The 26,787-nt window shown below is 38.8% G+C and carries 23 protein-coding genes; 2 read left to right on the top strand and 21 right to left on the bottom strand.

Features of this window, described 5'->3' with window-relative positions:
• Positions 1 to 8: 8 nt before the first annotated feature.
• The 18 genes from CWB98_RS13405 to CWB98_RS13320 all read right to left on the bottom strand — a co-directional run bounded on the left by CWB98_RS13405 (position 9) and on the right by CWB98_RS13320 (position 18,526).
• Complete coding sequence (locus tag CWB98_RS13405; protein WP_138545333.1) at positions 9 to 743, bottom strand: 3-oxoacyl-ACP reductase; 735 nt, start codon at positions 741 to 743, stop codon at positions 9 to 11.
• On the bottom strand, positions 740 to 1,597 hold the full coding sequence (locus CWB98_RS13400; RefSeq protein ID WP_138545332.1) for a UDP-3-O-(3-hydroxymyristoyl)glucosamine N-acyltransferase: 858 nt from the start codon (positions 1,595 to 1,597) through the stop codon (positions 740 to 742). The genes CWB98_RS13405 and CWB98_RS13400 overlap by 4 nt, the downstream gene beginning before the upstream one ends.
• An 8-nt stretch (positions 1,598 to 1,605) precedes the next feature.
• Positions 1,606 to 2,241 carry a PIG-L deacetylase family protein gene (locus CWB98_RS13395; protein WP_138545331.1) on the bottom strand — a complete coding sequence of 212 codons (636 nt, stop codon included), beginning with the start codon at positions 2,239 to 2,241 and terminating at the stop codon, positions 1,606 to 1,608.
• A gap of 13 nt (positions 2,242 to 2,254) precedes the next feature.
• Positions 2,255 to 3,361 (bottom strand): glycosyltransferase family 4 protein, encoded by a 1,107-nt coding sequence (locus CWB98_RS13390; RefSeq protein ID WP_138545330.1) that lies wholly within the window; start codon positions 3,359 to 3,361, stop codon positions 2,255 to 2,257.
• A gap of 18 nt (positions 3,362 to 3,379) precedes the next feature.
• Positions 3,380 to 4,519 (bottom strand): N-acetyl sugar amidotransferase, encoded by a 1,140-nt coding sequence (locus CWB98_RS13385; RefSeq protein ID WP_138545329.1) that lies wholly within the window; start codon positions 4,517 to 4,519, stop codon positions 3,380 to 3,382.
• On the bottom strand, positions 4,512 to 5,285 hold the full coding sequence (locus CWB98_RS13380) for an AglZ/HisF2 family acetamidino modification protein (protein WP_138545328.1): 774 nt from the start codon (positions 5,283 to 5,285) through the stop codon (positions 4,512 to 4,514). The genes CWB98_RS13385 and CWB98_RS13380 overlap by 8 nt, the downstream gene beginning before the upstream one ends.
• A complete protein-coding gene (gene hisH / locus CWB98_RS13375) occupies positions 5,279 to 5,896 on the bottom strand; it encodes an imidazole glycerol phosphate synthase subunit HisH (RefSeq protein WP_138545327.1) in 618 nt (205 codons plus the stop codon). Before hisH ends, CWB98_RS13380 begins: the two co-directional genes overlap by 7 nt.
• 3 nt (positions 5,897 to 5,899) lie before the next feature.
• The gene (locus tag CWB98_RS13370) at positions 5,900 to 7,030 is read right to left on the bottom strand and encodes a glycosyltransferase (RefSeq protein WP_171045652.1); all 1,131 of its coding nucleotides are present in this window, start codon (positions 7,028 to 7,030) and stop codon (positions 5,900 to 5,902) included.
• Positions 7,023 to 8,099: a hypothetical protein gene (locus CWB98_RS13365; RefSeq protein WP_138545325.1), complete on the bottom strand. Its 1,077-nt coding sequence runs from the start codon at positions 8,097 to 8,099 to the stop codon at positions 7,023 to 7,025. The genes CWB98_RS13370 and CWB98_RS13365 overlap by 8 nt, the downstream gene beginning before the upstream one ends.
• Positions 8,100 to 8,389: 290 nt before the next feature.
• Positions 8,390 to 9,505, bottom strand: coding sequence for an N-acetyl sugar amidotransferase (locus CWB98_RS13360; RefSeq protein ID WP_138545324.1), 1,116 nt, complete (start codon positions 9,503 to 9,505; stop codon positions 8,390 to 8,392).
• Between the two features lie 22 nt (positions 9,506 to 9,527).
• Positions 9,528 to 10,769, bottom strand: coding sequence for an oligosaccharide flippase family protein (locus CWB98_RS13355; protein WP_171045651.1), 1,242 nt, complete (start codon positions 10,767 to 10,769; stop codon positions 9,528 to 9,530).
• 1 nt (position 10,770) lies between these two features.
• On the bottom strand, positions 10,771 to 11,835 hold the full coding sequence (locus tag CWB98_RS13350) for a DegT/DnrJ/EryC1/StrS family aminotransferase (RefSeq protein ID WP_138545322.1): 1,065 nt from the start codon (positions 11,833 to 11,835) through the stop codon (positions 10,771 to 10,773).
• A gap of 20 nt (positions 11,836 to 11,855) precedes the next feature.
• On the bottom strand, positions 11,856 to 12,431 hold the full coding sequence (locus CWB98_RS13345) for an acyltransferase (RefSeq protein ID WP_138545321.1): 576 nt from the start codon (positions 12,429 to 12,431) through the stop codon (positions 11,856 to 11,858).
• A gap of 3 nt (positions 12,432 to 12,434) precedes the next feature.
• Complete coding sequence (locus CWB98_RS13340) at positions 12,435 to 13,391, bottom strand: Gfo/Idh/MocA family oxidoreductase (protein WP_138545320.1); 957 nt, start codon at positions 13,389 to 13,391, stop codon at positions 12,435 to 12,437.
• A 14-nt stretch (positions 13,392 to 13,405) separates the two neighbouring features.
• Positions 13,406 to 14,683, bottom strand: coding sequence for a Vi polysaccharide biosynthesis UDP-N-acetylglucosamine C-6 dehydrogenase TviB (gene tviB, locus CWB98_RS13335; RefSeq protein ID WP_138545319.1), 1,278 nt, complete (start codon positions 14,681 to 14,683; stop codon positions 13,406 to 13,408).
• A gap of 23 nt (positions 14,684 to 14,706) precedes the next feature.
• Positions 14,707 to 16,944, bottom strand: coding sequence for a polysaccharide biosynthesis tyrosine autokinase (locus CWB98_RS13330; protein WP_138545318.1), 2,238 nt, complete (start codon positions 16,942 to 16,944; stop codon positions 14,707 to 14,709).
• A 14-nt stretch (positions 16,945 to 16,958) separates the two neighbouring features.
• Entirely contained in the window at positions 16,959 to 17,393 is a 435-nt protein-coding gene (locus tag CWB98_RS13325) for a low molecular weight protein-tyrosine-phosphatase (RefSeq protein ID WP_138545317.1), read from the bottom strand.
• Positions 17,394 to 17,404: 11 nt separating this feature from the next.
• Positions 17,405 to 18,526, bottom strand: a complete 1,122-nt coding sequence (locus tag CWB98_RS13320; RefSeq protein WP_138545316.1) for a polysaccharide export protein — start codon at positions 18,524 to 18,526, stop codon at positions 17,405 to 17,407.
• Between the two features lie 1,400 nt (positions 18,527 to 19,926).
• Here CWB98_RS13320 and CWB98_RS13315 point away from each other — a divergent pair.
• Positions 19,927 to 21,093: a nucleotide sugar dehydrogenase gene (locus CWB98_RS13315; RefSeq protein WP_138545315.1), complete on the top strand. Its 1,167-nt coding sequence runs from the start codon at positions 19,927 to 19,929 to the stop codon at positions 21,091 to 21,093.
• 528 nt (positions 21,094 to 21,621) lie between these two features.
• A complete protein-coding gene (locus CWB98_RS13310) occupies positions 21,622 to 23,457 on the top strand; it encodes an acyltransferase family protein (protein WP_138545314.1) in 1,836 nt (611 codons plus the stop codon).
• A gap of 322 nt (positions 23,458 to 23,779) precedes the next feature.
• On the opposite strand, the gene CWB98_RS13305 is transcribed toward CWB98_RS13310, so the two are convergent.
• The 3 genes from CWB98_RS13305 to CWB98_RS13295 form a co-directional block, all read right to left on the bottom strand.
• Positions 23,780 to 24,514, bottom strand: a complete 735-nt coding sequence (locus tag CWB98_RS13305) for a WecB/TagA/CpsF family glycosyltransferase (RefSeq protein ID WP_138545313.1) — start codon at positions 24,512 to 24,514, stop codon at positions 23,780 to 23,782.
• Positions 24,515 to 24,584: 70 nt separating this feature from the next.
• Positions 24,585 to 25,499: a glycosyltransferase family 2 protein gene (locus CWB98_RS13300; protein ID WP_171045649.1), complete on the bottom strand. Its 915-nt coding sequence runs from the start codon at positions 25,497 to 25,499 to the stop codon at positions 24,585 to 24,587.
• Positions 25,496 to 26,785: an O-antigen ligase family protein gene (locus CWB98_RS13295; protein ID WP_138545311.1), complete on the bottom strand. Its 1,290-nt coding sequence runs from the start codon at positions 26,783 to 26,785 to the stop codon at positions 25,496 to 25,498. The genes CWB98_RS13300 and CWB98_RS13295 overlap by 4 nt, the downstream gene beginning before the upstream one ends.
• Positions 26,786 to 26,787 lie beyond the last annotated feature (2 nt).

The raw sequence follows: 26,787 nt of genomic DNA, 5'->3' as shown, positions 1-26,787 counted from the left end.
TTTTCTATTTAATTCATGTATTGACCGCCATTAACAGAAATTGTCTCTCCTGTTAGCGACATACCACTCTCTGCAATCATTAATGCAGTTTTAGCCAAATCTTCTAATAATACTAATTCTTTAGTTGGTATATTCCCTTTGATTTTATCTAGAATATCCTCTCTTATGCTTTCGACCATAGGAGTCATTGTATAACCGGGTGCGATTACATTCACAGAAACGCCTTTAGTAGCAAGTTCTTGTGCCAATGATTTAGAAAAACCAATAATCCCTGCTTTCGCTGCTGCGTAATTGCACTGACCAAACTGTCCTTTAAGCCCATTTATCGAACTAACATTAATAATGCGACCATAGCCATGTTTAACCATCGAACGTGCTATTGGTTGGGTGATGGAAAACAATGCTTTTAAATTAGTATCTATTACACTATCCCACTGTTCGACATCCATTTTTAAAAACGTAGAGTCAGCTGTTATTCCCGCGTTGTTAATTAAAACATCAATCTTCGAGCTTTCAAGTAAAGCAGCGAGTTGCTGTGCAACCTCTTCTCTGTTATTAAGGTTTAGTGGCAAAAAAGAAACATGATCTTCGCCTAATTGGTTTTCTGCTAGCCAGTTATCTAAAAATTCACTTCCTTTATGGGTGTGAGTCACATGAGCATGATACCCTTTATTAACAAAAGCCTTTACCAAAGCGGTTCCTATACCGCCTGTACCACCTGTGATTAAAACAGACTTCATCATCCTCTCCTTATAACTTTTGCAGGTACACCAGCCACTATATTACCTGATTCTACATCTTTAGTTACAACACTTCCCAAACCTACAACAGCAGAATCATCAATTTTTACTTTTTGCATCGTCGATGAGTTTGGTCCCATCCATACACCTTCACCCAAGACAACACCACCACTTAACTCAGTGCATGCTGTTAATATTGAGTTTTTACCAATTTGACAATTATGCGCGATATGTACCAGGTTATCCGTTTTAACACCATCATGAATAACTGTATTGTCGAGGGCGCCAACACAGACGCTATTTAAAGCGCCTATTTCAACATTATTCCCGATGATTACTCTTCCTAAATGAGGAAACCGTACCCAGGATCCATCATCGCTTTTTTCAAACCCAAACCCTTGCGCTCCAATTACAGAGTTAGCTCGAATAATCGAATTATCTCCAATTACAGAACCTTGGTGAATTGTCACGTTATGTTCGATTATCGTCCCTTTTCCAATGCTGACCCCGTCTTCTATTACGGCAGAGTCCGCTATAACTGCAGACTTATCTATCTCAGAACTTATGACACTTTTAACCAAAGTTCCGGAGTCAATTAAAAACTGTAAAGCGCGGCAAAAATCCAAGCGAGGATTTTCAGAAATAATTAATGACTCAGCTTCTGTACCATCAAGACCTATAATAATTCCATTCAGTTGACCTTCTTGTGGCTTATTTGCGAACTTTAATACTCGCGACTGCGTATTAGCCAAACTGCCAATAGTCTTTACTAATTGTTCGCCGGCGCCTTCAAAACTCAAGCCTAAAGCTTGGGCCATTTCAGATACGGAAATATCTCGAATAATTTGGTATTGCATGATGCCCCCTATAAATACATTCTTATAACTTCAAAGCATTCAGCATACTCTGCGCCAACTTGGACACCTCTGGTTTTTGCCAAAGAGAATGTAAAATCTTTTGATAAGTAATTGCGCTTCCCCTGAGACTCATATTGATTCAACGCCTGCTGTTTCGCTTCAATATGTTTTTCCTCAAGTTTTACAAAGCATTTTGTATCAAACGTTAAATTATTCCAAATTAACTCATAACCCAATATAGTTGTATTTTTAAAAGCCCTTAAGCTTTCCTGAGCTATCGTGGAATGATCTTGGTGGATATCATGCATAGAAGGTGTTAAAACAAGATCATAAGAGGAATTTTTCCGTAATGTAATCAAGTCCTCTAAGATTTGCTGTCTGCTGTAATTGAGCTTGCGAACTTGGTAGTTAAAAATAATCAAGTTTGACGGTTCAATACCTAGCTCTGCGGTCGCTTTTTTTACCTCAGTCTTGAGGATATCTTTTGGCATTCCCTCAGGTACAGACTCTTCAGCTGTTGAGAAAGCCACATATGTCACTTTTGCCCCAACTTCTACTAACTTAGCTATTGTCGCTCCAGCGCCAAGCTCGCCATCATCAGTATGAGGGGCCAGAACTAAAACATTCTTAAAGTTTTCAATCATTGAGATCCACCTGTTAATTAACAATTCGTGCGTAAAATGACGCAAGTTTGCGCTTTTCAATTGTCCAGTTGTATTCCATTTCTATTGCTTTTTTCCCATTTTCGCCCATTTTCGCACATAAATCAGGGTTGCTCTGAAGATATTTCAACTTCTCTGCATATTCTTCAGGGTTGAAAGGATCAACGACTAAACCGCACTCACTGCGTTCAATAATTTGTTTCCAATAGGGAATATCTGTAGCAATCAGAGGAATTCCGGCAGCCATATACTCAAACATCTTTACTGGTAGTGCATCTTGATAGTTAATAATTGGATGTAAGGTAACTAGTCCAACGGAACTGTTCGCCATAAGGTCGGAAACCGCGTGTCTATCAAGCCAGCCATGATCCTCTACTTTATCCCAAGCAGGATGCGCGTTTGCTTTTTGCTCTAAAATAGGATCATTAAACTTACCAGCTATAGACAAAGGTATATCTTTACTCGCCTGCAATGCATCCAACATTTCGATGATACCCCTCACCTTTGAAATATTACCAATATAGCAAGCGGAAAATACTTTACTTTCTTTCTTTACTTTAACTTCAGAAAACTCTTCAAGCTTAGGAAAGTTATTAACGGCTTCAGAGTTACACCCATAAACCTGGAATTTTTCCTTAATAAAAGGCGTAGCTGCAACTACACCATCCAACTTTTTACATACAAAGCGCTCAAAGTTTTTAGCCAAAAAAGAAATTACCTTTGCCTGATAAGGCTTTAAATACGGTTTACTTAAAATCTGTTTAGGTAAATCTTCATGGGCATCAAAAATAACCTTTTTACCTTTAAGCTTAAGTAATAATGCAATTGAAAGCAGCTCAGGATCATGAAGGTGATAAATATCGGCGTTCAAATCAATTGCTTTTTTATAAACAGACCAAACGATTTGAGTAAATCTTTTTAATCTACTATTTGAATTAAAACCGACATCATAGATATTTACACCATCTTTGATTTCATCGCCAAAGTTATCAGCAACAATAAGAGCAGTATCCCATCCTTGCTCAACACAAGACAAACACATCTTGACAAAAATTCGTGTATCATCTCTAGGGTGCGCAGACGTTAAGTGACAAACTTTCAAGTTAAATCCTTAGTAGAACTATGCGTAGTTCTTAATTTCTCTTCCAAGTAATTTTTCAAGCTTTTGCTGAATAGCCTTAAGTCTTTTATAACCAGAGTCCCAGTTAGAGTACTCTTTATAGCTACGACCTTTCTCTGAGATATATGTTTGCAGCTCTTCTACTGTAATACCTAGCTTTTGAGCTACAAATATAAGGTCCTCTTTCAGCTCGACTTCATCATACAAAGGCTCTTGCAGTATTTTAAGTGCCTCATCTCGGCTTAATTGCTTAGCATTAATAAGGCTAGCCAAATGTGGCTTACGTTTGTCATAACCAAACTTAGCAGGAAGATAGTGATTCTGGAAAAATCTAGTAAAAATAGATTCTCCATGCTTACGTCCGTATTCTTTGTAACCAACCTCTTCAACTAGATACCTCATCGCTTCATCCTTGTCGTAAGGCATAAAATTAAGAGGCCTGAATGTCTTCATTTTATATATATATGGATAGTAAATATAATACTGAAGCATACTAATTGTAGAATATTCTTTAAGTTTACCTTGACCGTGTTTTTTAAATATAGAATGTATATTCTTCGCATCCATAGCAGAGTGATGCCATGAAGAAGGGAATATTGATTCGGTTGCTATATTACCACCACTAATGACCGTTTTTATATTATTCTTAACGGCAAAATGGTATAAGGTTGAGAAGAACGAATGATCTTGCACTACGTCTTGGTTCGCGACTCCAGCTTTTAAATACGCTAATTGCAAAGCCCGTATGTCATTCCAATTCATAACATGTGTATGTAGATCGAAGCCACAATAGTCTACAACTTGCTTAATGTTATGCACAGCTAGCTCACTGTTCCAACCAGCATCAACATGAACAACTAAGGGCCTTAAACCATAATCCTTCAGCTTTACTGCCAAATACGAGCTGTCAATACCGCCACTTAGCCCAATAATGCAGTCGTATTCTTTGCCTTTACCTTCTCGCTTTATCTGCTCGATACGCTCTTTGAGTAAGTCTTCTCTGTCTGGGTGCCAACGTTTCGATATCACATTGTCAAAGTTACGACAGTAATTACAAACACCATGCTCATCAAATTTTATATCATCGTCAGTTGTGTCCATTACACATCTAGTACAAACGGTAATATCTTGCTTACTCATTGTTTTGCCCTTTAAATAAATTTTCTAACTCAGCGTATTTTGGGTATGTAATTAATACCGCTTTATGCTTTCCATGAAAAGTAAACATATCACCAGCAGCCACAGCAGAAGCACCTAAATCGACAGCTTGCTTAAAGTCATTCAAACTTCCCGCACCACCAGAGGCAATGACAGGTATATCCAACTTAGTAGCGAGTTCATGGATTAAGTCATAGTCGTAACCTTTTAAAGTACCTTCATGATCAATTGAGTTTACGATAATTTCTCCGGCACCAGCATCCTGTACTCTAAGAGCATATTCTATTGGATCTAATTTAGAATTATTTTTACCTGAATGAGTAAACACTTTCTTCCCGCCAAAAAGTGTTTTTTTGTAGTCAATTGATACTACAATACTTTGTTGCCCAACAATTTCACTTGCAGCTGTCACCAATGATAAATCTTTTACCGCAGCAGTATTTAAAATCGCTTTTTCAACACCTATTTTGAATAGCATTTCAATATCAGATAACTCCCTCAAACCGCCACCATAAGCAAATGGCATAAATGCTTGAGAAGCTATGTTTTTAATTAGATCAAAATTAGGCCTTCGGTTCTCATTAGTCGCAGTAATATCTAAAATTGCAAGCTCATCTACTTCTTTATCATTAAAGATCTTAACTGCGTTTACAGGATCGCCAACGTATTTATGCTTTTTGAAATTCCGTCCTTTTACTAGACCTGTATTATCCAGAAGTAAAGTTGGTATTACCCTTTTATTTAACATACTAAATTCACAAATTGTTTAAATAGCTGAATGCCGAATTTATGACTCTTCTCAGGATGAAACTGAGTTGCCCAAATATTGTCTTTTCTAACTGCACAAACAAACTCATAACCATATTGAGCTGTCCCGATAACATACTTAGGATCGCAAACGACATGGTAAGAATGTACAAAGTAAAACCTATGCTCTTCAAAGCCATCGAAGAAAAGTTCTGAGTTGTTCGGTGACTTAACAATACTCCAGCCCATATGAGGTACTTTTAATTTAGTGCTGATATCATCGAAGTTGAACCTCTTTACGCTTCCTGGGATCCACCCCAAACCGTTTAGGACACCTTCATCGCTTCTATCAAATAAAAGCTGCATACCTAAACATACGCCCAAGAAAGGCTTCTTGTTAACCAGAACTTCTTCTTCTATCAGGCCTCGTAGTCCAGAATCATCGAATTTCTTTATCGCATTATCAAAAGCACCGACACCCGGTAGAATTAAAGCTTTAGAGCTTTTAATTATTTCTGGATCGTTGGAAACACAACCTTCAACACCAACTTTTCTAAGCATATTTAGAATAGAGCCTGAATTCCCAGTTCCATAATCAATTATTACAAACACCGTTTACTCCGTAACATTTTTATATACTTCAAGAAGCAGTTTCTCTTGATGCTGCCACTTATATTTTTCAGAGATTTCTTTGCTTCTTTTTTCGTATATTGATGTATCTTGTTTACAAGAATGCTGTACAAGCTTTGCCAGTTCATCACTAGAAAAATTACTTGCATGCCAACCGACGCCATGTTCCTCAACAAAGTTCGACATTTCCTTTCCATTTGAAACTATGACAGGTAAGCCTACAGCCAAATACTCAAAAACCTTATTTGGCATACAGTAATCATAGGAAAGGCAAACTGGCTCAATAAATGAAATACCTACATCTGCTGACGCGGTGTAGGATAATACTTCAGCTGGGGCTACAGCAGGAACGTAAAAAATTTTATCTGAAGCGCTTGCTGCCTCTTTTATCTTTTCCGATTCCATCCCATATCCCATAAAGGCTACAGCAACATCAGCGGTCTCTTTCCCAAAAACATCCAATATTTCATCAATACCTCTTCCTTTGCTCAAGACACCTTGATAAATATACAATTTAATGTGGCTATCTATACCAAGCTTAGATTTCAGTAAGTTATTTTTCTTGATATCTTTAATGATTGGTGAATTAAAAACAACCGATACATTCTCTATCGAATATCTAGACTTATACCAGTCAGCAATTGAATTACTTACAACTATTGTATGATCTACAAAAGGTATAAGGATACTCTCTAACCATTTTGCAAGCTTTTTCCTAAGCCCACCTAGCCCGTTTTTTTCAGTCTCTAACTCATGAGCATCATAAACTAGCTTTGAAGAATAAAGCACTTTTAATAAACAACCTAAAGGCAATAAGGCCAAAGCATGGATAGTAATGATGTCAATATTATTTTTCCTATAGTTTCGATAGACTGTGTAAGTAAATTCAAGATATTTAAGGATTTGTATTATTAAATTATTACCATAATTCCTAGTTTTAAGATCAAATCTTCTCAATTCGACTCCATTCAAATTCTCACTCATCTCTAGGCCCTCTCCCCAAAGGGAAGAAATAAAAACACTTTCAAATGAGCTAGAATTATAGATAGAACTAGCTTGCTTAAGAACTCTTGATTCATTTCTCATTTCAGTTAGAGAAATATGTAAATTATTCATACCTTGTTCTTTCTCCATCTATCAAGGTCATACCAAATAGTCCAAACGCATACCACAAAGGTAACCAGGTAAAAAAGGCCGAAAAAGTACAAAAAACCAAAACCGCAGTCAAGCCTAAAGTTCTATAAACAACATAATATTTATTTAAATAAATATTATAACTTTCAGAAGGGCTCAATCTTGCTGTTCTAAATGCATTAAAAATAGACTTAAGAAAAATCAAAAAAATTATCGTCCCTATAATACCTAAATGCGGTAATAAAGCGAACAAGCTATGTACATATGTTCCATCTCCCGTCGTTAACTTCTCAACTATCATATTTCCAAATAAGGGACTATAACTGAAATGAACTATAAAGTTATCCAGTAACGCGAGCCTGGTCTCGAAAGAAGATAAGCTTGAACCATATCCAAAAATACGGAGACTATCCAAGTCTATGTTTTGTTTAGATACGTAGAAAAGCACCAACCAAAAAACAATAAAAAGCACCAATGGCAGGTATATAATGTATTTAAGACCAACTCGACTGAAGATCAGAGAACTGAGTTTAAACTCTTCTCTATCGTCTAAATCACTTTTAAATAGTTTTAATATGGATAGCAAAGTTAAATATACGATAAAAAAGCCAAAAACTGTGACCATACCTGAGTTACTACCTATTAACTGGGATAACATCATAAATTGATAGCTCAACCATCCCAATAAACATGTACATAGTATTACAGCGATTCGGCCTAGACTTTTAAAGAGTGATAAATGCATCGCCGCTAAGGACACAGCGACCATAAAAGTCATAAACATGAAAGCAGCCGGCCTTTGATAATTACCAAATTGGCTTGCAATTAGAAAAACATCTTTTCTTACATCTGAAATATAAAGCGAAAAAGCCTCTCTAGCACTTAAAAGCATAATAGCTAATAATATAAGGTATAAAATCAAGGAAAGATTATTTAGCAAGTTACTTTGCCATGATAAGCGATATATAGTGGCGATTAACAAGGAGCATAAAATACCGCATATAAATGAAAATACGATCCCCCCAGTTGTTCCAACTGTAACTTGTTTCAAAGAATCCAAGTCAAAGGAGCTAAGCAAATACACATATACAAAGTAGGATATAAAAACAAATAAGTACGCAAAACTATAATTAAGCTTTCTAAAATACTTAAAACCACCTCCAGTAATGAAGACTATTGATGAGCTAATTAAAAACAGAAAGAGGTAGCCGTACCCTCCAGGGGACTCAATAAACTTCACATTTTCAAGCATAAACAGGACAAAGAATGTCAGCCCAAAATACGACAAAATTAAATTCAAAAAGTTCAGGTTTATCAAAGTACAGGCTACCTTATGAATTTTTAACCAAGTATTTTCTTCTTAAATGACTTCAAAAAAACCATCATCGACTGGTGATTTTTGTACTCAGTATAATCTTTATTTGGCAACTCGATTAGCGATTTAAACTCGTCTAAGGTAATTCCCAGCTTCTCCGAAATATAATTCATATCGTCGGCTAACTCATCTTCTTTATATAAAGGTTTTTTTAACTCCTCTAACGCTTCTTCCCGAGTGATTTGACCCGCAACGATCATGCTTGATAAATGCGCTTTACGCTTATCAAAACCAAACTTTTTTGGAAGGTAGTAAGCTTGGAAAAACTTAGTCCACTTTGATTCATGGTGCTTACCACCATAAAATTTCCAATCATATTCTTTTATTAGGAAATCAATGGCTTCATTCTTGTTATAATCAATCCAGTTTAATGGACTGATTACATTCATTTTATTAATGTAGTTCCAATAAATCTTAGACTTAATAAAGCCCATCATTGGGTATGTTTTTAGTTTCTTTTTCCCGAATTTTTTATGAATATCTTTAATATGAATACTATCTGAAGCATCGTAGCCCCAACTGCTAGGTAATATAGACTCGCTAGTCAAATTACTACCCGTAATGACATACTTAATTTTTTTGCTTTCAGCAAACTCATATAGCTTCGCAAAAAATGAATGATCCTGTGGAATATCTTGATTGGCTACCGATGACTTAAGAAATGATAATTGAAGATCTTTCATTTCTTCCCAATTCACAACATAAGTGAATAGGTCTAAACCCAGTTTCTTAACCATTTTCTCAATATTTTGAACTGCAATTTCAGAGTTCCAGCCTGCGTCAACATGTACAACTAAAGGACGAAGCTTCATCAAATTTACAGCAACATGTAGGAGATATGAAGAGTCAATACCTCCGCTTACTCCTATAATACAATCATACTCTTTACCTGCACCTGACTGTCTTATTTCGGCTGCAGTGTCATTTAAAAGCTTTTGGCCTTTCTCATTAGGAAACCATCCTTTTTTTAGTTTTTCACTGGCTTCTTTCCAATGGTTACTGACACCATTTTCGTCAAAAGTAATGTTAGGATCACTGGTGTCCATAACACATAGTGTACATACCTGCTCTTCTAACGACATCTTTATCACTCCATACCCTAATTCATTTTGCCAGCTTAAAACTTACTATTAGCTGGACTAAGTATTTAACACCAAAAGAAATTGCGTAAGCACTCAACGCAATTTTAAAGCTATTTTCGTAAACTGCGATTGACATACCAATTGCTAATAATACCACCAAAACTATTTGAATTAACAAATCAATTTTTTGGTTTTCTCTTAAATATAAAATCCCAGCTAATGGGCTAACTACAAATGCTAAAAGAAAGTTAACTGAAAGAAAGCTAGCTATTTCACCAGCCTGTTTCCATTCCTCCCCTAGTACAAATGTAAAAACTTCTGGCGCAAAGAAGAATAAAACACAAGAAGCCGGCGCTGCTATAGTAAACAGGGCAAGCCCTGTTTTAATAAAGGCTCTTCTGCAACTTTTTCCACTTTTCAATAACTCGCTAATTCGTCGCTTATAGACATCACCTACAGCGTTACCTATTAAGCTTATTGGCAAACCAACAACTCGATTATATACACCCATAGCTCCAGCAATAGCGCTTCCAAAAACAGAAGAAAACACAAAAATATGAATTTGCGCAGCTACTCTATCAAGCAAGGTACTTGGCACCAAAAAGAGAGGAAACCTCTTTAGTTTAACAAATAAAACAAATAGCTTTTCGAAAGATATCTGACGGACAGTTGAAAATGAAATATTTAACTTTAGAATCAAATAGACCATATTCACAGCCATACCTACAAGTGAACCAACAATTAATCCATTAACTGTGCCAAGCTCTAAATAACCTATTAGAAGAGAAATAAATGCAACCGCAATTGCTGCAAACACCCTGCCCTTTGTCATAAAGTTATAATGCTGTAGACGATTACACCAGTAATACAGTGCGGTAAATGTATTAGTGAAGATAATAGCAAATGTCAAAAAAAGAGCAGTTAACCAATCTATACCTATTAAACTAAAATCAAAATAATAGGAAAAGATGCAATAGAGTAATAAAGGAACAACTATGAATACCCCAGAAATTGCAGTCAACACAGTACAGTTTTTAGCATCTTGCGAATCTTCTTCATCCAAAATTGCATTTTCATATTTCAAAGTGGAAATAGAACTGAGCACAGCGACACTTGCTAAAAAGACAGCAAATACGCCAAATTGACTCGGCGTATAGAGCCGAGTCAACAGAGGTAAAGATATGATATTAATGAGTTGGGCAAGTGCCGTTCCACTTGCCAACTTAGCTATTTGTTTCGCAAAAACGCCACCCTTAAAAGACATCCTACAAATAACCATGCATGGGTAGACTAAATACTGACCTAGCTAGCTTTTCAGCAGTCGGGAAGTCACCTTCCTGATAACCTAATGCCTTAAATGCAGTTTGTTGATGCATACAGGTCCCGTAGTAAACCATTGTCGGAATACCTCGTGCCTTATACTTCGCCATTTCGGCATCTCGATCTGCTGCTGTAAGTGTGTACTGTGCCCAAGAGCTTACGTACCCTTCCGGCACCACTGGCGTTTTGTACATGCCTCTCAATTCCGCCGTGTACTTTTCTGCCGCTTCATTGCGATTAATCAACTCTTGCGGGAATGCTGCTAATTTTTCAAGTAAAACTGCCGCTTGAATGGTATCTAGGCGAGAATTCATGCCAATACGTACGTTGTCATATTTATCTTTACCCTTACCATGTACACGATAAGACTTAAGTAGCTCGGCATATTCATCATTGTTTGTAAATAATGCTCCACCATCTCCGTAGCAACCTAGTGGTTTTGCTGGGAAAAAACTGGTAGTGGCAATATCACCAAATGAGCCTGCTCGTCTGCCATTAATTTCACCACCAAAACCTTGCGCTGCATCTTCGATAATTTTTAAATCATATTTATCTGCGATTTCTCTGAGTGCAGGATAGTTTGCAGGCAGACCAAACAGATCAACCGCAATAATTGCTTTTGGCTTTAATTTACCTTCAGCAAGAGTCGCCTCAATACGCTTCTCTAAATCAGCTGGACAAATATTAAATGTATCTTCATCTGAATCAACAAAAACGGGCGTTGCACCTTCAAACGCAATGGTTTCAGCCGTTGCGAAGAAAGTAAATGTTGGGCAAAAGACCGCATCACCTTCTTTTACATCTAAAACCATTAAAGCTAAGGTTAATGCGTCTGTACCATTAGCGCAGCTAACCGTGTACTTAACACCCACGTATTCAGATAACTTCTGCTCTAGCTCTTGCACTTCAGGGCCCATTATATAATGACCATGATCTAACACAGCTTGGATGCGAGCATCGATTTTCTCTTTTAAGTGCTGATATTGCGCAGCTAAATCTATAAATTGCATTTAATAATTACTTCTACGAATTATTTGATTGAAACAAAACCATTTTCTAATTGGTATCGCTCACCAGTATGCTCACAAGTTGCAACACCACTTCCTTCCAATGGCAAGTCTAGTTGCTCACCATATTTGCTGATCCAGCCTATTTGTTTTGCCGGTACGCCAACCATTAATGCAAACGGTTTCACATCTTTATTAATGACAGCACCTGCACCAACAAGCGAGTATTCACCGATTGTGACACCACAAACAATGGTACAGTTTGCGCCTAACGTCGCACCACGCTTTACTAAAGTGTCACGATACTCTGTTTTGCGCTCGATAAACGAGCGTGGATTGTAAACATTGGTGAAAACCATACTCGGCCCGCAAAATACATCATCTTCCAGGTGCACATTGTCATATACCGAGACGTTGTTTTGTACTTTAACGTTGTTACCTATCGTGACTTTGTTTCCAACAAAAACATTTTGTCCTAAAGAACAGCCTTCACCTATTTCAGCTCCCCCACATACGTGCACAAAGTGCCATACGCGAGTGTTTGCACCAATCTTAGCACCTTCATCAACGATGGCGCTTTCATGCACACTATGACTCATAAACTAAAGCACCTTTGCCAGCAATGGATGCGCTTTGTCACCCGCTTCAACAATACTCTGAACTCGAATGTTCTCGACTGTTTCAATTGCTACACGATTTTCATCAACCCCGAAACCGTTGCCTGCTAAGACATTTTGATAGCTAAGAGTGTGTAGATCAGTAAAGCCTCCTGAAAACTCCAGCTCCTCGGTAGCATTACCATCATTGATCGTGATACTACGATAAGTCAGTTTTTCGCCTTTAACAGCATTTTCTGGAAGGTTATTAGAATCGATTGACAAGAACCACTTTACCCTCGCTCTCGCATACTGAAGATAGCCACTTGCCGTTTTTTCATCACGGTAATGCACTTCATTACTTTGTAGCTCACCAAAGATAAAATGCAGCATGTCATAGAAGTGCACGCCTATGTTAGTTGCCACTCCACCTGACTTATGATCAAAGCCTTTCCAGGACTTCATGTACCACTTGCCACGAGATGTCATATAGGTAAGGTCTACATCGAATACCTTATCTGCAGGCGCTGCAGCTACTTTCTCCTTTAGAGCAATAATCGATGGATGTAATCTCAGCTGCAAAATAGAGTTTACTTTTGCGCCATATTTACTTTCGTATTCTTTCAGCACATCCATATCTTCTGAATTCAAAACCAAAGGTTTCTCACAGATAACATCAATGCCATTTTTAAGTGCATACTTCATATGTGGCGCATGCAGATAATTCGGGCTACAGATAGCAATATAATCCAACTTCTTACCTTGCATCTCTTGATCTTCAATAAATGCTGTGAAGTCTTCAAACTCAGTAAAAAACTCAGCTTCTGGAAAGTGACTATCCATAATACCAACTGAATCGTTAATATCCATTGCTGCTACTAGATTATTACCAGTATCTTTAATAGCTCGAAGGTGACGTGGTGCGATATAGCCCGCCGCACCAATTAATGCAAAATTTTTCATGATATTCAAGTTCCTTAAAGTCTAATGTCAGCTTCAGATGGCTTTAATACGTGCTTAACATCATATAGCACATGATTCTCTTTACCGAATGAACGGAGCTTCTTCTCACCCATATCTTTTAACTCTGAATGATCTACTGCTAATACGATACCATCGTATTTATCTTCTTTAAGCTCAGAGATTAAATCAATACCATACTCGTGCTTCACTTCGGCAGGGTCGGCCCAGTTGTCATACACATCTACAGACATATTAAAGTCTTTTAACTCATTTACAATATCGATGATTTTAGTGTTACGAACATCAGGACAGTCGCCCTTAAATGTGAATCCGAGAATAAGTATTTTTGCTTCATCGATGTGAATTTTCTTGCTGGATAACTTCTTAACCAGTTGAGTGGCGACATATTCACCCATTCCATCATTAATTCGACGACCGGCTAATATAACTTCTGGGCGATAGCCTACTTCCTGCGCTTTATGTGTTAGATAGTACGGATCAACACTAATGCAGTGGCCTCCTACTAGTCCCGGCTTGAACTTTAAGAAATTCCACTTTGTACCAGCTGCATTCAACACTTCTTCTGTATCAATATCTAAACGGTTGAAAATTTTTGCAAACTCATTAATTATCGCAATATTTAAATCGCGCTGTGTGTTTTCAATTACTTTGGCAGCCTCGGCAACTTTTATTGAACTCGCTTTATGTGTACCTGCCTCAACGATCGCCCCATACATTGCATCGACAAAATCAGCAACTTCTGGTGTTGACCCTGAAGTAATCTTCATAATTTTAGTGAGAGTGTTAACTTTGTCGCCTGGATTAATACGCTCCGGTGAGTAACCCGCAAAAAAGTCTTCATTGAACTTCAAGCCCGACACTTTTTCAATAATAGGCAAACAAACTTCTTCTGTTGCACCTGGATAGACCGTTGATTCATAAATGACAACGTCACCCTTTTTAACAAACTCGCCCAACATCTCTGAAGCTTTCTGCAATGGAGTCAGATCTGGTGCATTACTATCATCTATAGGTGTTGGAACAGTTACTATATAGACAGTGCTATCTGCAATCTCAGATTTTGCGCTTGAAAAGCGTAAAGATGATGCAGCCTGAAGATCTTCATCCGATACTTCCAGTGTAGAGTCATGGCCATTACTTAGCTCATTAACTCTGGATGAGTTGATATCAAAGCCAATGACATTAAATTTCTTTGATAGCTCGACTGCTAGCGGCAATCCCACATAACCTAAGCCTATAATCGCTATCTTTGTATCTGAGTTTGGAAACATCGTTACATTCTTCCTAAATGAATTCACTTATCTGACTTGTATTCGTAGTTGTAATAACCATAGTAGCCATAGGCGTTACTTGATCTTTTCACAACGCCGTTAAACACCACACCTTTCACATCTATGCCGTTTTGCTCAAAGCGATTGCGTGTAAGCTCTAGCTCTTTTACATGGTTTTGACCAAAACGTGTGACAAGAAGCGTGCTTCCTGCGTGAGCACTCACAATAGCAGGATCAGTTACCGCTAAAATAGGTGGTGTATCTATTATGACTAAGTCGTACTTCGCACTAACCTCTTCAACAAGTTTTGAGAAGTTTTCATGCATTAATAATTCTGATGGATTTGGAGGTATCTGACCACGAGTCATTACATCCAAGCCTTTAACCTGACTGTGCTTCGTCGCTTGTTCTAAGTTTATCCTACCCGACAGGTAATCACTTAGTCCGTTATCCCACTGTATACCGAACTGAGTTTGTAAGTAGCCTTTACGCATATCGGCGTCGATTATCAGTACCTTCTTATCACTTTGAGCAAGCACTGTTGCTAAATTAACTGAAATAAACGATTTACCTACACCAGGGCTTGGGCCTGAGATGGCTATAACATTATTTTTTGCTTCCATCATAGCAAAATGCAAGCTTGTGCGTAGGCTTCGCAGCGCCTCAATGGAAAGGTCAGCTGGGTTATCAACTGCTAATATTGATTTCGCTTTGGCAGTTTTACCTTTTCGGGCTTTAGCAAACCCTGTTAGTTTAACTTGATACTCTGAGTAAGGAACGCTGGCATAAACAGGTAAGCCTAAAGCCTCGATTTCACTCGGGTCTTCAATACCTTTATGCAGGGATTTTTGAATAAGTACAATGGCCACTGCCAACAGTCCACCTAGCATGGTTGCCATTACCACAATTAGCGCCTTTTTGGGCTTAACTGGTTTAGAAATGTTTACTTCAGCAAGGTCAATCACCCTCACATTGCCAACTGTTCCAGCACGCACAATATCCAGTTCTTGAGTTTTAGCGAGTAATAAGGTGTAGATTTCGTTGTTCACTTCTACATCCCGAGTTAGACGCAACAGTTCTTGTTGTGTTTCTGGTAGTACTTGAACTTCCGCGGCTAAGCGTCGCTTTTGATTTTCTACCGCTTCAATTTGTTCAACTGCTGCTTGATAGCTTGGGTGGCTTTGCTTAAATTTTCGTCCTAGTTCTAGTTTTTTCAGCTCAAGCTCTTGCAACTGGGTTTCCAGCTTCACTAATTGTCTTAGTACCCCCTCAGTTTCCAACGTAATGTCTACTGATTGCTGCTTTACCTGGTAGTCGTTGAAACGTTGCTCAGCCGCCTCGAGTTGTTTCTTAACTTGTGGTAGCTGATACTCCAAAAAGTCTAAAGACTTCTGCGCTTCCGCACTACTTCGCTCAACATTTCTGCGAACATAGATACTAGCTACTTTATTAAGTACAGTTTCTGCATACTCAGGGCTAGTATCTTGCAAATTTAAATTTATGATACCTGAATCTTTACCTTTTTCACTTGCACCAATAGCAGCCTGCAGATCCAGTATCGTATTCAAACGGTCACGCTTAACCAAAACAAATTCGGTATCAGGCCGGGCAACTAAAGTTTTAAGCGTTAGACTGAACTTACCATTCGATACCTCTTCGCCAACTTTACCTTTAAGAATTCGCTCACCATCCTCGCCCAACAATTCAAACTGATCATTTACAAGCGTTACTAAAGTAAACCCTATGCCAATTGCATTGCTCGGAACCTCGAATTTGAAAACATCAATTTCTTCACCACCCCAAGCATAGCTCGTTGCGGAAAAGCTCGGCTCAGCCAAATCCCCCGCTTGCATAGGGGTAAACTTACGGAATGCACGACCGCCTATAATTGGGTATAATTTTGGCTCTGCGACAATGTCTAATTTAAGACTATCAACGGCCTCACCAATAATACTGCGTGATTTTAGCAGCTCGATTTCTGTCACTGCTGCTGAGGTGCTTTCAAACATGCCTCCAAGCTCATCAAAACCAGGGACTGCGCCTCCTTTTTCTTCAACCTGAATCATCGCGGTAGCTTGGTATACAGGCGTGCTAAAGATAGCTACAGCGACACCTATAATCATAAACAATGCTGTTACACTTATTATGAATAACTTTCGATCTAATAAAGTTCCAAGCAATGCCATTAGATCGATTTCTTGCGCTTGCTGTGTGACTTGCTTTGGTTGCACACCACTCAGTAGGTTTGATTGAGCGTTCATTGACTCTTTCATCCTTATAAATACTTCTGCCAAGCGCCACACGCGCTATCGATTAAATCGTATACATGCTCGAAAGCTTCTCGACTTTGACGGTATGGATCAGGTATTTCTCTATCTCCTAGCCATTTTCCCAGTAAGAATGTTTTTCCTCGTGCTTGCGGGTATCTGGAGCAGAGATCTTCTAAGTGGCGCTGCTCCATCACTAATATGACACTGTTTTGAGCGACCAGCGATGTGCTAACTTGCTGCCCTTTGTGCGCAGACATATCAATACCATTTTGCGCAGCCAGTTCTTGCGCCAGCTGGTCAGCTGGCTTATCCACCAACGCAGTCAAACCAGCAGATGATACCCGTATTGCACGTCCTTCAAGTTTACTTTTTAAAACATATTCGGCAGTGGGGCTACGACATATATTGCCTGCACATACCATTAAAACACTATCAAACATGAACTTTCACACTATTGATTGTCTATATCTTGAAGCGCATCCACCGTAGCAAGTGAGGGCAGCAAGAGACTGATAACTTTATTCCAGCGAGCAAGAGGTGCACTTGTAACATAAACGATGTCTTGTGGCTCAAGCTCGAACTGCTCCGCCAGTACCAGCGACGCAATGTTCTTTGCATGAAGTTGGTATACGTCTGCGATCACGCCGTCTTCTTGTAAATCGCGTTTGCGCAGCACAAACACGCCATTTGCGTCCGCACTACGTTCGTCTATCCCACCGACTTCACTGAGCGCTTCGGCAAGACTAATACCATATCGGTTGATATCAACCTTTCCTGCTTTTATGACATCGCCAAGCACATAAACATTGTGCTTATCATTGCGGCTAACGTGGATTATATCGCCATGTTTTAACAAACGGTTCTGAGAAATATCGCCTTTCCCATAGAACTCATCTAAGCGAATACGCTCCGTTTTCTCACCCCTGATGAACGTAACTGTTTTCCAGTCAGCTAAATCAGTTAACCCTCCAGCTTGGTTTATCGCATCGACAAGTGTCAGGGGTGTCTCTGTGATAGGTAGGACGTTGGGTCTGTTAACTTCACCTGTGATATATACTTTTTGGCTCTTAAATCCGACAACTTTAACATCTATTTGAGGGTCTTCAATAACACGACTTAACCGACTGACAAGGTCCTCACGAAGCTCAGTCACAGTCCTTCCAGCAGCCGGAATTCTTGGGGCATATGCAAAAGTTACGGTACCGTCGGCCTGAACACGAAAACCGTCAAATTCAGCAGTTCTCTGGACCGCTGCAGGGATCGTTAACTCGGGATGATCCCATACTCCAATTGTCAGCACATCACCGACCCCCAGTCGATATTCGAAATCTGATACATCGACGCCAACAACAGCGCCGCTTGGTCCTAGTTTCTTTTGAGGCTGGTTTAACTTAGATTCCTTGATTAGCTGAGCATCAATCAAATGAATATTGATTTTCTCAAGATCGCTTTGCAAGCTAGCAGTTTGTTCACTTGAAGTTATTCCTTCGAAATGACTGCCGGGAATGATCGAGCAGCCAGTCATTGCAAGAAATACAGTAGAAGCAATGATAGTTTTACAGCTTAGCGCCATTATTTTTTCCCAAAATATAGTTTTTTTTTCATTTTTTAGTGATGTAATATTTCGCAGCCCCAATTAAAGCACGCAAGTTTGTTAATCGCAAGTGACAAATCAATCAGGGCTTAGGTATCAAATTTTGTTAAACTTTGCTGGTACTTACTTTCACTATGAACTACTCATAATCAGCAGATTAGCCAAAAGCCTTCCTCTTTTTCAGTGCGCCATTTACTACCGGTACCACTGCGTTCTGGAGCTATCATAAGCCCGAAATATGACTATATCGAGACTTGAGTCATTTGTAACAATGAGATACCTCTTTTGGGCATGCTATTAGTAGAAAAGCGCTTTCTATCAGGGAAAAACTCATAACTCCAGTCACTTTTCCTGGCCCGGCAATCATACACATTAACCTTTGCTCACGCTCAAAGATTAAAGATAAGTAAGACTAAATAACCAGAAACCACTTTCACCCACCCCCAAATATCCCAAAAAACACAATAAAATCACTGTGATTTTTAGCATCCATCACTTGTTAAACATCAAACACCTGAGGTAACACATACGCAAATACTCCATCAGCCAACTAACCTATAGAAATCTAAGCGGGTTTTCATTTCGGGCTGAGTGATGCGTCGGCAACTCGCTGAAATCGCTTGAAACCGTCAGCATTTTGCCAGCTCATAGCTGAACGAAAAAAGTAGGGCATACAGGAATGGGCGTTCGACTTATTTATATACATCTCTCTACTAATGCAAGACTGAGTATAACAATAAGGTACGTAGCAGCTTTCCATGCACGACTCCTTGAGTCAGGTTCCTAGTTAACGGGCATATTATACTCCTTTTCCCTCGTGAGTCTAGTTATCCCATTTCAATCTGCAACCAGCCAACACTCAAGCAAAAAAAGTAAGGCATCAGACAAATTGCGATGTGTCGTTGCCCTGACATTATTTCTTCCCCAACGATGCATAAGTCTCTGCCTACCAGTCATAGTGTTTTGTTAACTTCATTGCGGTCCTGACCTGTTTGAAGGTTTTTTACGTTCTACCTTTTTTAGTCATAAAACAGTCTTAAGTGTCACTTATATTGAAAAGCAACTGCTTTTTGGTGTCGTTACATCAATTTGCTTAATCAAGTGTTCTATGTTGGGGCAAAAAATAGGGTCGATAACACCGCTCTCGCCTCTAGTTATCGCTGAGGCATCTACATCCATGCAGTAAGGCAAACAGTTGCGAACTCATACCTCAGGTACAGGTTCCAAATGAGAATTTTACATCGCTAGCGTCATGTTTGTTCCTTCAAATTGAACAGGTATTAAGTGAAATTGGTACTACATAAGGTACATAGTTGTAGGTGTTACATAGCCACTCGATTACAGGCTGCAACTATAGGTGAGATAGGTTGGAAAAAACGATGAATATCACAGTTGTTGGAACAGGTTATGTTGGTTTGTCGATTGCAATGCTGCTAGCGCAGCATCATGATGTTGTCGCTCTGGATATATCATCAGAAAGAGTGAAGCGGCTTAATCAACACTCCTCACCGATTGTAGATAAGGAAATATCTGATTTTTTAGTAAATAAAGAATTGCACTTTATGGCGACAACCAACAAGGCGCTCGCCTATCACCAAAGTGACTATATAATCATTGCGACACCAACCGACTATGATCCGAACACCAATTATTTCAATACAGAGTCAGTTGAACAAGTTATTGGTGATATTCTGGCGCACAACAGCAGCTCCGTCATTGTCATAAAATCAACTGTCCCAGTTGGTTATACCGAGCGGATAAAAAGCCGTTTTAATACAGACAGGATCTTTTTCTCACCGGAGTTTTTACGCGAAGGCAAAGCGCTATATGACAACCTATACCCCTCACGTGTCATAGTTGGCGGGCATTGTGAGCGTGCCCGTACATTTGCCGCATTGCTCTCTAATTGCGCACACAAAACAGATATTGATGTCTTATTTACTGACTCTACAGAAGCTGAAGCTATCAAGCTTTTTTCAAATACCTATTTAGCAATGCGAGTTGCTTACTTTAATGAGTTGGACACTTATGCTGAAAAGCATGGACTAGATTCAAGGCAGATCATTGAAGGTGTCGGTTTAGATCCCAGAATAGGATTGCACTATAACAACCCATCATTTGGTTATGGTGGATATTGCTTGCCTAAAGATACTAAGCAGCTACTGGCAAACTATAAAGATGTGCCAAATAATTTAATTCGCGCCATTGTTGAGGCAAATGATACCCGTAAAGATTTTGTTGCCGAGTCAATTCTAAAGAGACAACCACAAGTTGTTGGTATCTATCGATTGATCATGAAAGTCGGCTCAGATAACTTTAGATCTTCAGCCATTCAGGGAGTAATAGACAGGCTGAAACACAATGGAGTGGAGGTCGTTATTTATGAGCCTGTGCTGCAACAACGAGAGTTCTTTCACTGCGGCGTTATTGAAAACATCAAGGAATTTAAACAAATGTCAGATGTGATAGTCACAAATCGAATGGTTAGTGAGCTTGCCGATGTTTTAGCGAAAGTATACACGAGAGATTTGTTTGGTTGTGATTAGGGAAAACTGGCGTAATTCCATCGAGATAAGAGTTACACATCATTAGATTTGCATACAATATTGACAGATCCCTTGCTATGCCAGCAAAAATGGATCGTTGTTCAATATGTGTATGGCTTACAATCAGCGCCAAATTACATAGCCCATTAATTATGCCTAACGCATTTAGTTGAAACCTTAACGTCGATGTCGGTCCTTGCGAAATGCGATTGATTAGCTCGCCACAGCCCGCAGCGCGCGAGCATGCCGTAACAAATTCAACATCGCCTGAGCCAAGGTTAAATGCCATCATTGATTCATTGGGTTGGCCTCTATAGAATACACCTCCTAGCTGGGTAAGCTCTTCTTTGTCTGTGATGAAGATGTATTCATTATCTGCATTAGATTCATTTTTTAGTAGTAAAACCTACTCGTTCAAATCGGGCATACTTCCATATAAAGCATGCTAAAAAACCAGCACCAACAATATTTAAAAAGATACCTACAACATTTATTTTTAAAATCGTACAAATCTGGAGAAAGTAATAGGTGAACTATAGATATGACATTGCCATACTAAGATGTATAGCAATAATTGTGGTTGTTCTTTTTCACTATGAAATAAAACTATTTAGTGGTGGCTTTATTGGTGTTGACATATTTTTTGTTTTGTCAGGCTACCTGATGACTAAGATTATTGTCGGAAAGTTATCGGAGCAGAAGTTCTCCAGCATTGACTTCTTTATCTCTCGATTTAACAGGTTAATGCCAGCGTTGGCATTTGTGATCTTTGTCACTTCCACCTATCTATTCTTTTTCGAATTACCGTCAATATTACGAAACTTTGGTAAATATGGCTTGGCAAGTTTGGTGCCCGTATCGAACTGGCTATATGCGTCGAGCTCAGGATATTTCGATACAGCTAATCTAAGCACAAATCTGTTGCAACATACCTGGTCCTTATCAGTTGAGTGGCAGTTCTATGTTGCCTTTCCTCTGCTGTTAATTTTTGCATCTAAAATCACCAACAAGGTGAGTGTAAAAACCTCAAGCTTTTACCTTTGTGTATCACTTTTCCTGGCGAGCCTTTTCAGTTCTTTGTTCATGCAAGCGGAATACTACAACACTCTATTTAGAATATGGGAGCTGACAGCTGGTAGTTTGCTATTTTTCTTCGAAAAAGGAAAGAGCAACAACCCAAAATGGAAAAGCTTTCTCGCTCTTTGTGTAATCTTAATATGCTGTAGTTTTATTATTGAACCAACCGAGTTCTGGCCAAATGTTTACGCCGTACCTGTTATTGCGTTCTCGGTTGTCGCTATGTTTATTGGATGCGGGGAAATAAAGCCTAGTTATGCGAAAGTTATCAACTATATATCTGAACGTTCGTATTCGATATACTTGTGGCACTGGCCTATATTTCATCTGGCAGATAAAAATTTACCAGTAGCTCTATCTCTGACATTGATATTTTCAGAAATTACTTATCAGTTTGTTGAAACACCACTGAGAAAGAAAACAACAAAACATTTTTTCATCAACCTCTCACTAGTCTCAATGGTTATAGCCTTTTGTTTTATGGCATTTATGGTGATGTTAACACCGAAAGCGGAGAAGATAAGCCCCCTACCCAACGATGTTATACAAGCGAATAGGGCGTTACTAGACAAAGATCCTCGCAGAAATATATGCCTTAACACTTCTGGCACTAGTTCACAAAACTGCATCTACCCTAGCAATAAAGCAGACTTTCAGTCTGTACTGCTAGGAGATAGTCACGCCAGTAGCGTGATTACGGCTATTGAAGCATCCAAATTTGGTAAAGAAGGTGTTGTTATGGTCGCAAAGGCAGGCTGTCTGATAAACAATGGCTCTGTCAGCAATTCAGAACTATATAAACCAGAGTGCACTGAATTTTCCAATAAGAACATCGGTAATTATGAAGAAAAAAATATATTCATTACCTCTAGATGGCCCCTTTATGAGACAAGAATTTCCAACTCAAGCGATTACTCCGCATTTTTTGAGGTTGCTTGTAATCTAGCGGAGAAAAATAATGTATATGTATTAAAGTCAACGCCAGAATTTGACTATCTAGTTCCAAACCATGTTGCACGCAACTTGTTATCCGGAAGTGAAGAAGGTGATGAAGTAGCAAGAAATCAGGCGATGGAAAAAGCGCCTATTTTTGAGAAAACTTTGCAGAAAAGAGCTGATAGATGTGGTTTTAAAATTTTAGACCCATCAAAGTACCTATGTAATGAGCAGATCTGTAAAACATCAGTCAAAGGAGTACCGTTGTATTATGATGACAACCACATCTCTGAATACGGTAACAAGTACTTGGTTGAGATGTTTAACTCTGTAAAGCAGAGTAAGCATTAAGATCTAAATCAATGCATAGTCTATAGACTGCTCCCCCCCTTTAATGGCTGCCTGTTATCGTTATTACAATGGTATAGCAGGCAGCGCCTGGTCACTTGACCCAGCAGGTTTCTCTAGTCAAAAATGACAGGCTCTGCATCAATAAGCTCGTGAGGACCTTAGGATAGTTGAGTGTCGGCATCAGACAATGGGCAGTCATCAAAAAATGTCCATACCTTGTTGCTCAAAAGTACTTGAAATTTTTCAACGTGAAACTAGCATACAAACTTAGTCAAAGCTTTCTAAAGGGCTATTATGCCACAGTCTCTCATGTGGCAACGGCTTAAATATGTCTTCGTATATAGCTAACAACAAACTTTGGGTAATCTTGAAGTAGGCGTTTTCGGACATGACTATGCCTATACGCCCTTTGCAACCACCTTAAGCCGAGCTTCTTGACAAGGGGATGGTAATAGTCACCTTTGGTTGCTGTTTGCTCCAAAAACCCACCACACGTATAAAACTCTTTGACATTCGAGACCTTTTCAACACATTGAACCAGAAACTTCTCTTGTAGTGGCGTGCCCATTCCAACAATAACAATATCAGGCACAGCCAAGTTGAGTTGCTCAAAACAATGTTCTTTTTCAATGTCAGAATTAAAGTAACCATCGCGGCAGTAAGCAATATTTAGTTTCGGGAACAATTCGAGAAGCTTTTCAGGCAGCGTCTGTGCATGCTCGTATTTACCACCAACAAATGCAACTTTTAAATTGTTTGCCTCGGCTCTTGCCAAAGTATCAGATGCAATTGACGACAGATCAAAACTAACTCGGTCTATTTTATTGTCACAAAACGCATTATGAAGTCGAGTATGTAATAAGCCATCTGAGAAAATAAGGTCAAACTGTCGAAATAAGCTAGGCTCTTCCAGCAGCACAGGATAAGAAAAAGGGTTTACAAATGTAGCGACCAGTCTTTGCTCTGTTTCTTTTGAACAATAGAGTTGCTCTATACGCCGCTCCCACTCTTCTTTGGATGACAGCTTTGAATCTAACTCAGCAAAATACTCACACATATGCTACTCCTACTTTCGAGGGGGCGCGATGATACTACAAATATACCTTACCGTCTTGCTTTTAAGACGACTATTTTCTTAGCAACTTATCCACAAGCGATTTTGGTGCAATAGTCAACAAGAGTGCTGCGATATAATGTAAACTAACTCGAACATTTACATTCGATAACAACTTTCTCGCATTGGCTCGACTTCCAAACTTGATGTTTTGCAAAGCGGTGAAAATATAACTTCGATGTACCAAATTTCTTGCCTCTCTCATCATCTCAGGTGGGACTTTAGCGCACTGAATCCAATCCTCCAGCGCTTTCACATGAGGCAATACATCTAGCACCTTATTAGTTTTTGTGGCACTTTCGACATCACTTTCGTCATAGATAGCTAAGTTCTTTATACAAATGACTTGTTGATACTCGATCGCTATGCGCATCCAAACAAAAATATCCTCCCCCATGCTCCAGCCTAAAGGAAAACCACCAATTTCCTCTAAAACGGATTTTCTAATCATGACTGAAGATGCGGTAACAGGTAAGTTACCCCTGCATGTTGTATAGAAGTAATTATCAATAACTCTGTAATCCCCTTCACCGGGCACACATAACTTCGCCGGTCGAAACCCATCAGGGCCCTCAAAACCATAACCACTACAGCACAAAGATGCACCAGGAAACTTCTTAGTTAACGTAAGCATCTCTTCCAGGTAAGTGGGCTCCCAGTAGTCGTCAGCATCTATGAATGCGATCCATTCACCATTAGCATGGGCAATTCCTGTATTTCTGGCAGCGGAAACTCCTGAGTTTTTCTGGTCAATCAAAGTTAGATTTGACAAAGCTAACTTTCTAACAATATCAGCACTGCCATCTGTTGAGCCATCATTAACAATGATGATTTCAAAATCTTGATATACCTGCTTCCGTATTGATTTCAGGCAACGCTCTATGTATTTTTCTTTGTTATAAAGAGGAATAACAATCGAGATTTTCACTTTGATAACGACCTTATTTTAACTGGGTGATAGTTCGCATTAATGAGTAGCATTAAGAAAACAAGCATAATAGAAGATGTACCATTAAAAAGAACATGCCCGGCTAATGCCGAGTGCATAAACGCTAGAAAGAAGCAAAAAGTGATAAAATAGCGTCCCTTATATAAACCTTTATAAAGGGTGTAAGCACCTAAAAATAAATAGGCCAAAGCAGAAATTACACCATAGCTGAAAAACAACTCAAACACGTCATTTTCCAAGGTTTTTCTTTTAACATCGGAAAGAAAGAGAAGATCTTCATAAGCATAGTAACCGCCGCCTCCCAAGAGTAATCTAAGACTAAAGCCTCCATCCCACTCTATTTTTTCAAAAGCATTTCTGATAAAAACATCTCTTGAGCTAGACAGCAAAACAGCCTTGTCGTCTATCTTATTAAACTTATTTATTATATTTTCAAAGACAAGTGACAACGCTTCAATCAATATTGGAACGATATAATAGGCAACAATACCAGACAGTATCAAAGTCGATATAGGATAGTACCGAAAACTAAGAACAATAAAATAGGCACTACTGATTAATGCAAACAGCAAAGCAGTTTTAGTACCTATAATAATGGTACTAAAAATAAGAAACGCCCCTATAAAGTAAAAAACCTTTCGCCGAGTTATGGAAGAGTAGTAAAAAGTCAGCAACGTCGCGATACCAATCGTTACACCAACACCATTACCAGAAACAAATAACCCACGAGTTGCAAATTTACTACCATAGTTTGAAATATGAAAGCCACTCAGGAAAGCGGTGGAGAGCAAAAATGCGACAACTAAACCATAAGTTATTACCAGCCTGAAAAATAAGTCATATTTATTGACTTCATTTACAACCCAATTTTTTAAGTATATGTAGGCCAGAATACAAAATAATATTTTACTAAAGAAAACAATTCCTGATAAGTATGGGACAAGTCCAAGGTGAAACATTGCCACAATACTCTCAACACTTAAGAAGAATACGCTTAAGTAAATGACCTTTTTTTTAGTATCTGTGCTTACTTTACCGGAGGAAAAAACGAAATAAAACAACAGCACTAAAATTAATAGTCGCCCAAGCTGAGAGGGAGTCGCCAGCCCTCCTTCCCCCATGATCTGCAGCTTGAAAAGAGCCCCTGTCATGGAATCAAAAATGGGCAGAAGTAACACACAAAATAAGGTTACAAATACCAATTTACTACTGCCAAAATAAGGCAGTACTTTATGTAAACCAATTTTTTTATTCTGGCCAGTCACAA

Source organism: Pseudoalteromonas rubra, assembly GCF_005887115.1.
Lineage (GTDB): Bacteria > Pseudomonadota > Gammaproteobacteria > Enterobacterales > Alteromonadaceae > Pseudoalteromonas > Pseudoalteromonas rubra_F.
This window is presented reverse-complemented; position numbering and strand designations above follow the sequence as displayed.